9 protein-coding genes and 3 tRNA genes are annotated in these 13,321 nt (G+C 37.5%); 5 read left to right on the top strand and 7 right to left on the bottom strand.

All coding sequences use genetic code 11. From position 1 onward, the window contains the following. Nucleotides 1-108 precede the first annotated feature (108 nt). The 4 genes from OZX61_RS04145 to OZX61_RS04130 all read left to right on the top strand — a co-directional run bounded on the left by OZX61_RS04145 (nucleotide 109) and on the right by OZX61_RS04130 (nucleotide 1,925). Nucleotides 109-867 (top strand): Nif3-like dinuclear metal center hexameric protein, encoded by a 759-nt coding sequence (locus tag OZX61_RS04145; RefSeq protein WP_277095409.1) that lies wholly within the window; start codon nucleotides 109-111, stop codon nucleotides 865-867. 117 nt (nucleotides 868-984) lie between these two features. Beyond that, entirely contained in the window at nucleotides 985-1,611 is a 627-nt protein-coding gene (locus OZX61_RS04140) for a superoxide dismutase (protein ID WP_277095408.1), read from the top strand. Nucleotides 1,612-1,768: 157 nt separating this feature from the next. Continuing rightward, nucleotides 1,769-1,844, top strand: a tRNA-Asn gene (locus OZX61_RS04135). 5 nt (nucleotides 1,845-1,849) lie between these two features. After that, nucleotides 1,850-1,925 (top strand) — tRNA-Asn (locus OZX61_RS04130). A 95-nt stretch (nucleotides 1,926-2,020) separates the two neighbouring features. Here the strand turns inward: OZX61_RS04130 and OZX61_RS04125 are convergent. From OZX61_RS04125 to OZX61_RS04110, 4 genes are read right to left on the bottom strand one after another with little or no spacing between them, the layout of a single operon-like run. Next, on the bottom strand, nucleotides 2,021-3,403 hold the full coding sequence (locus OZX61_RS04125) for an efflux transporter outer membrane subunit (protein ID WP_277095407.1): 1,383 nt from the start codon (nucleotides 3,401-3,403) through the stop codon (nucleotides 2,021-2,023). Nucleotide 3,404: 1 nt separating this feature from the next. Beyond that, nucleotides 3,405-6,524 carry an efflux RND transporter permease subunit gene (locus OZX61_RS04120; protein WP_277095406.1) on the bottom strand — a complete coding sequence of 1,040 codons (3,120 nt, stop codon included), beginning with the start codon at nucleotides 6,522-6,524 and terminating at the stop codon, nucleotides 3,405-3,407. A 1-nt stretch (nucleotide 6,525) separates the two neighbouring features. Continuing rightward, on the bottom strand, nucleotides 6,526-9,648 hold the full coding sequence (locus OZX61_RS04115) for an efflux RND transporter permease subunit (RefSeq protein ID WP_277095405.1): 3,123 nt from the start codon (nucleotides 9,646-9,648) through the stop codon (nucleotides 6,526-6,528). Between the two features lie 6 nt (nucleotides 9,649-9,654). Then, nucleotides 9,655-10,842, bottom strand: a complete 1,188-nt coding sequence (locus OZX61_RS04110) for an efflux RND transporter periplasmic adaptor subunit (RefSeq protein ID WP_277095404.1) — start codon at nucleotides 10,840-10,842, stop codon at nucleotides 9,655-9,657. 314 nt (nucleotides 10,843-11,156) lie between these two features. Between OZX61_RS04110 and OZX61_RS04105 the strand changes: the two genes are divergently transcribed. Continuing rightward, nucleotides 11,157-11,232 (top strand) — tRNA-Asn (locus OZX61_RS04105). 101 nt (nucleotides 11,233-11,333) lie between these two features. On the opposite strand, the gene OZX61_RS04100 is transcribed toward OZX61_RS04105, so the two are convergent. The 3 genes from OZX61_RS04100 to OZX61_RS04090 are packed head-to-tail and all read right to left on the bottom strand — an operon-like array spanning nucleotide 11,334 to nucleotide 12,976. Beyond that, the gene (locus tag OZX61_RS04100; RefSeq protein ID WP_195771791.1) at nucleotides 11,334-11,570 is read right to left on the bottom strand and encodes a hypothetical protein; all 237 of its coding nucleotides are present in this window, start codon (nucleotides 11,568-11,570) and stop codon (nucleotides 11,334-11,336) included. 13 nt (nucleotides 11,571-11,583) lie between these two features. After that, nucleotides 11,584-12,459 carry a 4-hydroxybenzoate octaprenyltransferase gene (gene ubiA / locus OZX61_RS04095; RefSeq protein WP_195771817.1) on the bottom strand — a complete coding sequence of 292 codons (876 nt, stop codon included), beginning with the start codon at nucleotides 12,457-12,459 and terminating at the stop codon, nucleotides 11,584-11,586. Next, nucleotides 12,449-12,976, bottom strand: a complete 528-nt coding sequence (locus tag OZX61_RS04090; RefSeq protein ID WP_195771792.1) for a chorismate lyase — start codon at nucleotides 12,974-12,976, stop codon at nucleotides 12,449-12,451. The genes ubiA and OZX61_RS04090 overlap by 11 nt, the downstream gene beginning before the upstream one ends. Nucleotides 12,977-13,321 lie beyond the last annotated feature (345 nt).

Genomic DNA, 13,321 nt, shown 5'->3' with positions numbered 1-13,321 from the left:
TATTGTAATCATAATTTTCTTTGAAGACGTTAAAAGTTAACATGAATTTGTCTAGCTTTAGTTAATACATAACCTATTTTTTATTTCATTTACTTATTTAGGATAATTATGGCCAATCTTAATGACATTATTCAATGGTGTGATCAGACCTTAAAAACTCAAGAATTTAAAGACTATGCACCAAACGGATTACAAATAGAAGGTAAACAAGACGTAAAAAAAATTTTGTGTGCCGTTACAGCCTCTCAAGATGCTATTGATGCATGTATCGCTGAAGGTGCTGATGTACTTTTGGTACACCATGGTTATTTTTGGAAAGGCGAACCGTACCCAATTACAGGTATGCGTGGAGAACGCATTAAGAAACTGATCCAACATGACATTTCTCTTATTGCCTATCACTTACCACTCGATGCCCATCCTTCATTAGGTAATAATGCAGCAATTGCCGAACTGCTTAAATTAGAGAATATTCAGCCCCTCGACTTCAATGACAAACACCCTATCGGTAATGTTGCAACGTTAAAGTCATCCATCTCAGTTTCAGAATTTCAAACACTTTTAAAAAATAATATTAATCCAAATATTCTTCATTTATCTGCTCAACGAGAGATGATTCAACGCATAGGTTACTGCACAGGAGCTGCACAAGATTTTATTAGCAAAGCTTCTGAACAACTGTGTGATGCATATATATCAGGAGAAGTCAGCGAAAGAACTTTTTATGAGGCTAAAGAGTTAAATGTCCACTACTTTGCTTGTGGTCATCATGCTACTGAACGTTATGGCGTGCAAAGACTTGGGAAAGCAATAGCTGAGCAATTTGGAATCACATATCACTATTTCGAACAAGATAACCCAGTTTAAACATTTGAATATTTATTTTTTTTACATACTATGTATACGGTGCCATGCACAACATGCATCTTCAATGTGAAATAACATAAAACTTTCTAACCCAGCATAACGCAAGGAACGAAAAACATGACAACGATTACTTTACCAGAATTACCATATGGTTATGACGACTTAGCACCTCATATTAGTCGTGAAACACTTGAGTTTCACCACGATAAACATCACAACACATACGTTGTTAACTTAAACAAAGCAATTGAAGGTACTGACTTACAAGGTAAAACGCTTGAGGAAATTATTGTTGCAACTGCAAATGATAGTTCTAAAGCAGGCGTATTTAACAATGCAGCGCAAGTATGGAACCATACATTTTATTGGAACTGTTTAAAGAAAAATGGTGGTGGTCAACCTACAGGTGCTGTTGCTGAAAAAATTAATGCAGCTTTCGGTTCATATGAAAAATTTGCAGAAGAGTTTGCAAATGCTGCTGCAACACAATTTGGTTCAGGTTGGGCATGGTTAGTTGCAGATGAAATTAATGGTAACCTTTCTATTTTAAAAACATCAAATGCTGATACGCCACTTGCACATGGCAAAATTGCTGTATTAACGATTGATGTATGGGAACATGCTTACTATATCGATTTCCGTAATGCACGTCCGAAGTACATTTCAACTTTCCTAGAAAGCTTAGTGAACTGGGATTATGCAAATGCAAAACTTGCTGGTGAACCTGCTGGCGTTGAAAAATAATATTTAAAAGATGTCCTACATTCACTGTAGGACATCACTCATTTGGTTAAAAATATAACTAATATCCTGATTTAGATCACAAATAATACAAAAGAATCAAATTATTTCAATATATCCTTGACGATCTTTTATATCCCACATAGAATGCGCATCAGATTCTCCAATAGCTCAGTCGGTAGAGCGACGGACTGTTAATCCGCAGGTCCCTGGTTCGAGCCCAGGTTGGAGAGCCAGCTATTCTCCCATAGCTCAGTTGGTAGAGCGACGGACTGTTAATCCGCAGGTCCCTGGTTCGAGCCCAGGTGGGAGAGCCAAATACTAACCCTCAAAGTGTACGAATCTTTGAGGGTTTTTTAATGCCTGCTTGTTCAAAAACGAAGCCATGCCAGAGTACAACATGGCACTTCGTCTATTTAGTGTTGGACCAACCACCACCTAAGGCACTAATTAAAGCAACACTGTTTTGTAATTGAGTAGACTGCAACTGCAACAAGCTTTGTTCACTACTTAAACGTGTCGCCTCTGTGGTTGCCACACTGGTGTAATCAATAACACCTTCTTCATATTGATTGCGAATAATCCTCGCTGACTCTGTGGCTGCAACCAATGCTTTTTGTTGTGCAGAAAATTCTTTTTCTAAGCTTGTCGACTTAACTAGATAATCCTCTACATTCTGCATCGCGTCTAAAACTGTTTGGCGATAGCTAGCGACAGTTTCATCGTAAGCAGCACGTGCAGAAGCAACTTTTGCTTTATTGGCACCAAAATCTAAAATACTCTGTGTTGCAGATGCACCTAAAGACCAAATAGATGTAGCCGCAGAAAACAACTCAGATAAGTGATTACTGCTATACCCTGCGCTTCCAGATAAACTTAAACTTGGAAAATAGCCTGCAATGGCAATCCCTACGGCTTCATTTGCGGCTGCTACACGGCGTTCAGCTGCTGCAATATCTGCTCGTCTTTCTAAGAGTTCACTCGGCAACTCAATCGGGATATTTGGAATATAAAGCGTTTGATTACGTGTTTCTAAATTAAAATCTGCGGGCATTTTACCCACCAGTACAGCAATCGCATGCTCATACTGCGCTCTTTGCCAAATCAAATCCTCTCTCGATGCAATACTACTATGCAAAGATTGTTCAGCCTGTGTTAAATCTGACTTTGCAATAATACCTTCGGTATACTTCGCATTTAAAACAGTCGCATATTTACGATAAACCTGAATCGTTTGATCATACAAATGAATTCTTTGATCAAGTACACGCAATGCAAAATAGTTCTGTGCCAAAGTGGTTTGAGCACTTAATGTCGCATTTGCTAAATCTGCAAAACTGGCTTGTGTACTTGCTGTATTTTCTTGAACTTGCCTTTTTAAGCGCCCCCATAGATCTAACTCCCACGATGCACTTAAACTCGCTGTATAACTATTACTTACAGATGTTTTTCCAGAGCGTGTTGCACTTGGCCCTAAAGTTACATTAGGAAATAAACTACTTTGCGATTGATTAACCAATGCGACTGCTTGTTGGTATTTTGCCACATACTGCGCAACATTCTGGTTAGAGATAACCACTTGTGCTTCAAGCTGGTTTAATATGGAATCGTTGTAAACCTCCCACCATTCACCTTTCGCCTGTGCATCTTTCGGTGTAGCCACCTTCCAACCTTTCGCCTCTTTAAATTGAACTGGGCTTGTAATCACAGGTTTCTGATAGTTTGGCCCAACAGTACAGCCTGTCATAACAGGTAAAAAAATAACAATTGACCAAAATAACTTACTTTTAAACATATTATGACTCATCTGTAATATTAGAAGTTGGGCGATATAACACATGCCACCGTCGCTTGACCCATGCACCGAAACGATCTAAGTAAACATATATCACTGGTGTCGTATAAAGTGTAAGTATTTGACTTAATGCAAGCCCACCACAAATAACATAACCTAAAGGACGATGTAATTCTGCATTTCCCCCAGTTTCTAAAATCAATGGTAATGCACCAAAGAAAGCAGCCAGTGTTGTCATTAAAATTGGACGAAAACGTTTTGAACATGCTTCGACTATTGCTTGTTCAGGTGTAAGCTGATGATTCTTTTCAGCATCTAAAGCAAAATCAATCATTAAAATTGCATTTTTCTTTACAATGCCAATAAGTAGCAAAATGCCAATAAAAGCAATAACTGTAAATTGAGTGCCTGTTAAAATGAGAAGTATAAGTGCACCTACACCTGCAGAGGGTAATGTAGATAAAATTGTAATTGGATGAATCCAACTCTCATACAACATACCCAATAAAATATAGATCGTAGCTAAAGCAGCCAATACGAGCCATGGAATATTTTTTACCAATGTTTCATAAGCTTTTGCAGTGCCCTGCAATCCGCCATGAATCGTATCTGGTACACCAATTTTTGCAACAGTTTCATTAATGGCTTGCTGAGCTTGCTCTAATGAGACACCATCTGCCAAGTTAAATGCAATTGTAGTTGTCGCCATTTGATCCTGATGAGCAACAGAGAGAGAGGTATTGCCATAGCTTAAGCTTGCAAATGCAGAAATAGGAACGACTTCATTATTACTTGTGAGTACATGAAGTTGATTTAAGATATTTGGATCGGCAGTATACTCAGGTGCTAGACCTAAAATTGTATAATACTGATTCAACATTTTGTACTGGGTTGCGATTTGCCGTTGACTAAACGCATTATTTAAAAATGTATCAATATCATTTACATCTAGACCATATCTCTTAGCGGCAACACGATCTATAACAACCCTCACTTCTTGCCCACCTGTCTGGGAATCTGTATCAACACTGGTCAATTGTGGTAACTGTTTTAAAGCCGCATATACGATGGGAGCCCATTCACGTAACTGACTCAGATCATCGCTTTGTAAACTGTACTGATAAGTTGCATTTGCACTACGCCCACCTATACGTAAATCTTGTGCAGGCATAAGAAAGACTGAAGCACCCGCAATATTTTTATTTTTCATGGTCAGTGAGTTTGCAATTTGCATAGCAGATTGTTTACGCTCACTTAAATCTTTTAAACGAACAAAGAAAGTACCTGTATTTCGTGCACCAAATCCTCCGCCACCTGTAGAGGACATCACATATTTCACATTTGGATCTTGCATTAAAGAATGGGCCACTTCCTTTAATTTGGGTTCAAATGCTTGAAAACTGGTATTCTGATCTCCTCTCACCATTCCCATGAGCATGCCAGTGTCTTGGTTTGGAAAGAATCCTTTTTGTACTACAGTATAAAGATAGACGTTACATATAATAGTAATCAAAAGTGTAAGTACGGTAAGTCGTTTATGTCGCATCACTACAGAAAGACTTTTGATGTATCCCCGATGTATACCGTTTAAGCATCGTTCAATAAAAGAATAAAATTTATTGTTTTTATTTTCTCCATGCATATGCGGTTTAAGTACAGTTGCACATAACATCGGAGTTAGGGTTAACGACAAGAACATTGAGAACACAAGAGAAATTGACAATGTCACAGCAAATTCACGAAATAATCGTCCAAGCATTCCTCCCATCAATAACAGAGGAATAAATACAGCAATTAAAGATGCTGTCATTGACAGTACTGTAAAACCAATTTCACGACTTCCATCTAATGCTGCCTGAACTGGCTTTTTACCCATTTCTAGATGACGACTAATATTTTCTAATACAACGATGGCATCATCGACGACAAACCCAGTGGCAATAATTAATGCCAACATTGAAAGCGAATCGAGCGTATATCCAAGTACATACATAGCAGAGAATGTACTAATAATTGAGATAGGTAGTGCAACTGCTGGAATAAGTAAGGCACGTGCATTTCTAAGAAATAAAAACACAACGGCAATGACTAAAAGTATAGCAATTACGAGCGTCATTTCCGTATCATGCAATGCACTACGCGTTAAAGTAGAACGATCAATCGTAAATGTAAGCTGAGTATCTGCAGGCAACATTTCATTTAAAACAGGCATCTCAGCTTTAATTGCATCAATGGTTTTGAGCATGTTTGCATTGGCTTGTCGGGTAATTGAAATCATGACTGCAGGCTCATTATTCAAATAACCTGCAGCATAAATATCTTGCACAGAGTCTGACACTAATGCGACATCTTTTAAACGAACCACAGCACCATTACGAGATGCAATAATAACTTCTTGATATTCCTTGGCTTTGGTTAACTGACCATTGGCCTCAATCCATAAATTGTAGGCATTCCCATTTAGTTGACCACGTGGAGTATTGGTTGTGGCATTATTAATGGCTGCACGTACTGTATCTAATGAAATACCATAGCTTTCTAACTTTTTAGGTTGTAAGGCAACCCGTACAGCAGGTAAAGCACTACCCCGAATAGAAACTTGTCCTACCCCTTGTACTTGAGATAATTTCTGTTGGAGCTTACTCGATGCTAAATCGTATAACTGACCACGATTAAAACGAGATGATGTCAAAGATAAAATAACAATTGGAGCATCAGAAGGATTCGCTTTTCGATAAGTAGGAAGTGTTTTCATACTACTTGGAAGCAAACTTCTTGCCGCATTAATCGCCGCTTGTACTTCTCTTGCCGCGCTATCAATATCTTTGTCTAAATCAAATTGAACAATAACACTGGTAGACCCCTGACCACTGGTAGAAGTCATTTCGGTAATGCCTGCTATTTGCCCCAACGCTCGCTCTAACGGCGTTGCAACAGTAGCAGCCATAGTTTCGGGACTAGCACCAGCAAGACTACCCTGAACCATAATAGTAGGAGTATCAATTTTGGGCATTGGTGCAACAGGCATTAAATAAAATGAAAGAATGCCTAACAATGTCAATGCAAAACTAATCAGTAATGTACCAACAGGGCGAAGAATAAATATCTTTGAAAAATTCAATTTATTCCCCTTTACCTACCGCTTGTTTACCATGCACAAGTCGTTCAAAGGCCAAATAAATAATAGGTGTTGTAAATAAAGTTAAAACCTGACTGAGCAATAAGCCACCAACAATGACCAAACCTAAGGGCTGACGTAATTCAGATCCTGAGCCTACAGCAAACATCAATGGAACTGCGCCAAGTAAAGCAGCACATGTCGTCATTAAAATAGGGCGAAAACGTAATAGACACGCTTGATACATTGCCTCTGTGGCAGTTTTTCCCTCTCTTTGCGCATCTAGTGCAAAATCAATGAGCATAATGGCATTTTTCTTTACAATACCAATAAGTAAAATTACACCAATCAATGCAATAAGAGAAAACTCAGTATTGGTTAAACGTAATGCAAGGAGAGCCCCTATTGCTGCCGAGGGTAAAGTAGAAAGCACAGTAATTGGATGAATCCAGCTCTCATACAAAATACCCAATACAATATACATGGTTAGCAAAGCTGCTAAAATAAGCCATAAAGTATTTGAACCAGAAGTACTATAAGCAAGTAAAGCACCTTGATACTTCACATTAATAGTTTTAGGTAAACCCACCTCTTGTTGAATATGTTCAAATGCTGCTTTTGCTTCTTCTAAGGTATACCCTTGATTTACATTAAAAGAGAGTGTTGCAGCGGGTGTCTGGTTAATTCGAGTATAGCCTTGATAGCCTATCTTTTCAGAAACAGTCACTAAATTACTCAAAGGTACCATTGAGGTTGATGACGTTGTCACTGTGCCATCTGAGTTTGTTGTCGTTGAAGCTGTACCAGAAACATAAATATGTGAAAAGGCAGATAAGTCTTGACGATATGGCTGTTCAACTTCTAAAACCACTCGGTACTGATTTGCTTGTGTATAAATCGTAGAAATCAAACGCTGACCAAAAGCATTATATAAGGCCGTATCTATATCACTTGCTGTAATACCGTAACGGCCTGCTTCTGTACGATTAATTTCTAAGTATGCGATATTGGCTTTATTTTGAAGATTCTGATTAACTGCAGAAAAAATTGGATTCTTCTGCATGGCTTCAACTAACTTAGGTGACCATAATTCTAAATCTTTTTGGTCTGGAGTATCTAAAGTAAGTTGATACTGACTTGGTGTTACTTGATCATCTACACTTAAATCTTGATTTTTAATTGCATATAACTGAATGCCTGCCACCTGTGCAGCTTCTGCTTTTAATCGTTGAATTACAATATCTGCTTTATCACGCTCAGAAAAATCTTTTAAACTAATCTGCAAACGTCCAGTATTTAACGTTGTATTGTTTGCAGCATCAATGCCCACAATTGAAGAGATAGAAGCAACTGCTGGATCTTTTTGTAATGCCTGAACCAATGCCTGTTGTCTCTTAGACATTTCCGCAAAAGAAACATTTTGCGGCGCCACAGAAATACCTTGGATCATTCCTGTATCTTGCGATGGAAAGAAACCTTTTGGTATCCATGCATATAAAAGTCCCGTCAATACCAGTGTTAAAATGGCGACAATTAAGGTAATTCCCTGATGGCGAAATACAACCTTTAAACAACGCTCATATACATGCAATACACGATCAAATCCACGTCCAAAACTACGTGCAACCACATTATGCTTTTCTTCTGGGATATGTTTTAGCAAATAAGCGCTCAACATTGGTGTCAAAGTTAATGACACAAACATAGATACAAAAATTGCAACGGCTAAAGTAATTGAAAACTCTCTAAATAAACGTCCAATCACATCACCCATAAATAACAATGGAATCAGTACCGCGACCAAAGAAATTGTGAGTGAAATAATAGTAAAGCCAATTTCTCGCGAACCTTTTAAAGCGGCTTGCATTGGTGGTTCACCATTTTCAATATGGCGCTGAATATTTTCAACAACAACAATAGCATCATCAATCACAAACCCCGTTGCAATGGTTAATGCCATTAAGGTGAGATTGTTAATTGAAAAACCAGACAAATACATCACCCCAAAAGTACCAATAATAGATAGCGGCACAGCAACACTGGGAATAAATGTAGCAGCAAAGGTACGCAAAAATAAGAATGAAACCATAACGACCAAACACATGGCCAAGATGAGCTCAAACTGGACATCATGAATAGAAGAACGAATAGTTTGAGTTCTGTCTGACAATACCTCTAAATGGATCGAAGCAGGTAAACTATTTTGAATTTCTGGTAATTGCGCTTTAATATCGTCTGCAATTGAAACTACATTTGTACCAGGTTGACGTTGCACATTCATAATAATGGCAGGTTTCCCATTGGCAGAAGCTGACTGATACAAATTCTGTGGCGCTTCAGTTACTGTAGCCACATCTCGTAGATAAATTGCACTACCATTTTCATACTTCAAAATCAGATTCTTATAGTCATCTATACTTCTGAGTTGATCATTTGCTTCAATAGTTACGGACTTACTGGGACCATCAAATCCGCCTTTTGAACCATTCACATTCGAATTACTAATTACTGTAGAAATATTAGCAAGCGTTAAACTGTGATTGGTAAGCGCTGTAGGATTGACTTGAATACGTACTGCAGTTTGCTGTCCTCCAGCAAGACTCACTAAACCCACACCAGAAATCTGAGATAACTTTAATGCAACTCGGTTATTCAAAATATCTTGTACTTTAATTAAAGGTAACGTATCTGAAGTCGCAGCAATTGTTAAAATCGGCGCATCGGCAGGATTCACCTTTTTATAGGTAGGTTTATTCGGTAATCCACTAGGCAATAAAGAGTCCGCCGTATTAATCGCTGCCTGTACTTCTTGTTCTGCAACATCAAGTGACATATCTAAACTAAATTTAAGTGTAATAACAGATGCACCGCCTGAGCTGGTGGAATACATTTGTTTTAAACCAGCCATTTGTCCAAGCTGTCTTTCTAAGGGTGCTGTCACCCCACTGGTCATTACTTCTGGCCCTGCACCGGGGAATTCAGTTGTCACTTGAATAATTGGATAGTCCACTTCAGGCAAGGCAGAAATGGATAAGTTCTTATAAGCTAAAATGCCGCTTAAGATAATAGCAATCATTAACAGTAATGTTGCAACCGGTCGATCTATAAAAATACGAGATGGATTCATAGTCTTTTAGCGTGGTCCATGATGACGAGGTGCAGGCGCATTGTCTAAAATACGTGTATCTACTTTTTCAGGTGTAACAACTTTTACTTTTGCACCATTACCCAGTGAGTCTACACCTGTAGTGACAACCTGCTCGCCATTTTGAACACCCTCAAGAATAGTAACTTTTCCATCATTTGTTTCTGGACCAGTTTTCACCATTACTTTTTTCACAGTTGAATGATTATTTACTGTAAATACATACTTACCAGCATCACTCAATTGTACGGCTGCGCTTGGAACAACCAACGCATGACTTAATGTTTTTGTTGTTAATTGTACATTTACAAACTGATTCGGGAACAATTCATCTGATTGGTTTTCAAATACTGCTTTTAACGAAATGGTTCCTGTAGAGCTATCAATTTCATTACTAATAACCGCAACTTTACCTTCAGCAAGCTGGGTTTTACCACTTTGATCATAAGCATGAACAACCAGAGGCTTTCCTTCTCTTAATGGCTTCACAATATCGGCAATTTCAGATTGAGGAATACTAAAAACCACAGTAATAGGCCTGGTTTGGGTAATAACTGCAATTGCGGTACTATCTGCACTCACAGCATTACCAATATCTACTTTTCTTAAACCGATATACCCTGAGATTGGTGCAACAATTCGACCATAGCCAATATTAAGTTTGGCAGCTTGTATTTGCCCTTGTACAGATTTAATTGCGCCTTCATATTGTGCAGCTGTCGCTGTTTGCGTATCTAAATCTTGTTTAGAAATAGAATCCTTCTCATATAATCTTTGATATCTTTCTAGGGTCAAACGTGCATTTTTTAATTGAGCCTGATTTTGAGAAAGTGTGCCTTCATATTGTTCTAATGTCGCTTGTGAAGGTTTGACATCAACCTGTGCCAGTGAATCCCCCTGATGAACGTACTGTCCCTCTTTAAAATACACCGATTGCAAATTACCTGTAATTCTACTCGTAACTGTTACTGTTTTATTTGCCGTTACGGTTCCAAGTGCATTCACAATCACAGGCACATCCTGTGTCGTAACGACACCTACCTGAACTGGTGTTCCTTCAGACTGAGGCATACTGCGAGGTTGACTAGAAAATTTTGATTGAATATAAAAATAAGCCGCTACAATAACAACAATGAAGATTAAGAATATAAAAATCTTTTTAAGTTTTCGCGACATAGTACAACCTTGGAAGAGTTAAAATATTTTTCTGCACAAATTAAAACAGAGTCATGTTTCAAATAAACGATTTAACGATATTATTCAATAATTTCATGAAGTAATTATGTTCTTACTGTAAATACCATTATTAAAAAAACCAGACTTTTTATTATTTTGATAAAAAATGAGGAATAACTTAGATCATACCTATAATTTAAAAAATAAAATATCTTATTTCACAAGGAAAACGTTTAAATTTAGATCACTTAACTAGATCTTTGATGATATAGACTTGACGATATTTAAAATCGAACATAGAATGCGTATCAGATTCTCCAATAGCTCAGTCGGTAGAGCGACGGACTGTTAATCCGCAGGTCCCTGGTTCGAGCCCAGGTTGGAGAGCCAAGATTCTAAAAAACCCATATATTATTTTTAATATATGGGTTTTTTATTGAGCATAAATTATAAAAAATGCTTTTAAAATAAAAAGCATTTTTGTGAATACATTAACGAGTTTGATTACTGCTCGTTGTTGCTTCAGGGTCAGAAGCTAAACTACGCTCTTCATCTTGCTTAGCAAATTTTTCTGCATACCCTGCTCTCTCTGCAGCATATTTTTTACTGGTTTTTGCATCCTGTGACGCAGCTACAAATAAAAGTAATACAAGTAAAATAGGAACAAGTAAAGCAACGGAAAAAATTATCCAACGCTTACGGTTTCTTGTACGTACATCTTCGCTCACACTTCCTACTCCCTTACAGCAAACTCATAAAAATACCAGCAAAAACCAAGATTCCCACCCAACGGTTATGCAAAAACATTTTAAAACAGCGTTGTGGATCACGGTCCTTAATTTGATACCACTGATAAAGATAATCAATAAATACCAAGAACAATGCTATCGTACCATATGGGTGCAAAATATCATCACGAAATAAAGCCCAACCAATAAGAAACAAACTCACTACTTGTAACAATGCAATGATTTGCACGTCATAACGACCAAATAAAATGGCTGTAGACTTTACACCAATTTTCAAGTCATACACACGATCGGTAATTGCATATTGGGTATCGTATGCAACCGTCCATGTTAGATTTCCAAAATATAAAAGCCAACAGGTTAAATCTAGAGGTCGACCTACTGCGGTGAATGCCATAGGAATAGACCAAGAAAATGCTGCACCCAAAACCACTTGTGGTAAGTGTGTATAACGCTTCATAAATGGATAGATAAAGGCTAAAAATAATGCACCAAAAGAACAGTAAAACGTTGCAATAGGCAAAAATAATAATAAGCAAGCACTTGCTAGAACAAGCAGGATAAAAACTATTACTGCTTCTTTAGGTGTAATTATACCTGTGGCTAAAGGTCTGTTTTTGGTTCTTTCAACATGGCCATCTACCTTCCGATCTGCAAAATCATTAATAGCGCAACCCGCTGCACGCATAAAAATGGCGCCAAGCACCATCAGTAAAAGTACTTTAAAATTTGGAATACCACCTGTTGCATCCCATAACGCCCACAGGGTTGGCCAAAGTACCAACTCTGTACCAATTGGTCGATCAAAACGGCATAAGTAATAATATGCTTTTAGGCGCTCTGCCCATGTTATTTCTTTATTCACTATTACTCGGCCTTACTATACTCATATCTTGAATGAACTGTTCAAATGTGGGTAAAAATGTCTCTTGTACAATAAACTTACATCCATGCCAAGTATATGCACTTTGTCTTGTCCATCCTTCACTTAAATAAATAACGCGACGTTCGCATAAAGGAAAAGTACGTTGAAATAGGAAGAAACCTATTGGTCTTTTTCCTAAATATCTAAAAATACGAGCTTTCCTTTGTAAACTTAATATGGGAAAAATACTTGTAGCTTTAACCCATGGCTCATCCTCACACCCAAATAAGAAAGCTTCTCTTACCCATGATGTATGTGAGCTTGGCATATTCAACCATTGACTATCTTTAAATGTTAATCGCTCAAAAGATGACTGTATTGGTTGAACATGAAATTGTCCATGTGCAAGGCGTGTTAACTGCTGAGTTAAAGAGCCCGAAGCGTATAACCAATCATATAAATAAGGAGGAATATTCTTTAGCCGTTTTTGAGCTTGACCAATACGACGCTTCTGTTGCATATCACTACATATTATTTTAAACGCTATTAGTGTAACTGAAAATTATGTGATCGCCATCTACAATTTTATTGTTTATATACAAGTATCGTTGAAAGTACATTCTAATAAGGAACAAAACCAACGTGTTCAAAAACTTGTTTTGAGCAACCAAAGATAAAGAGGAATGACATCACTCTATGACACGTAAAACTATAAAATTAAAACTGCATTTTGGTTATAAAGCTATCCATTGAATCATTATTACCTCTCTGCATTCCTTCACTTATTACAGTTACTTGTAAATCAATACTCTCTTGAAGAAACTTATACTTTAAATTCTATCTTTTACTCTTCAAAATATAGCTT

The organism is Acinetobacter sp. ESL0695, assembly GCF_029392135.1.
In the GTDB taxonomy this organism is placed as follows: Bacteria; Pseudomonadota; Gammaproteobacteria; order Pseudomonadales; family Moraxellaceae; genus Acinetobacter; species Acinetobacter pollinis.
Note: the sequence above shows the minus strand (reverse complement) of the source record. Positions and strands in the feature narration are given on the sequence as shown.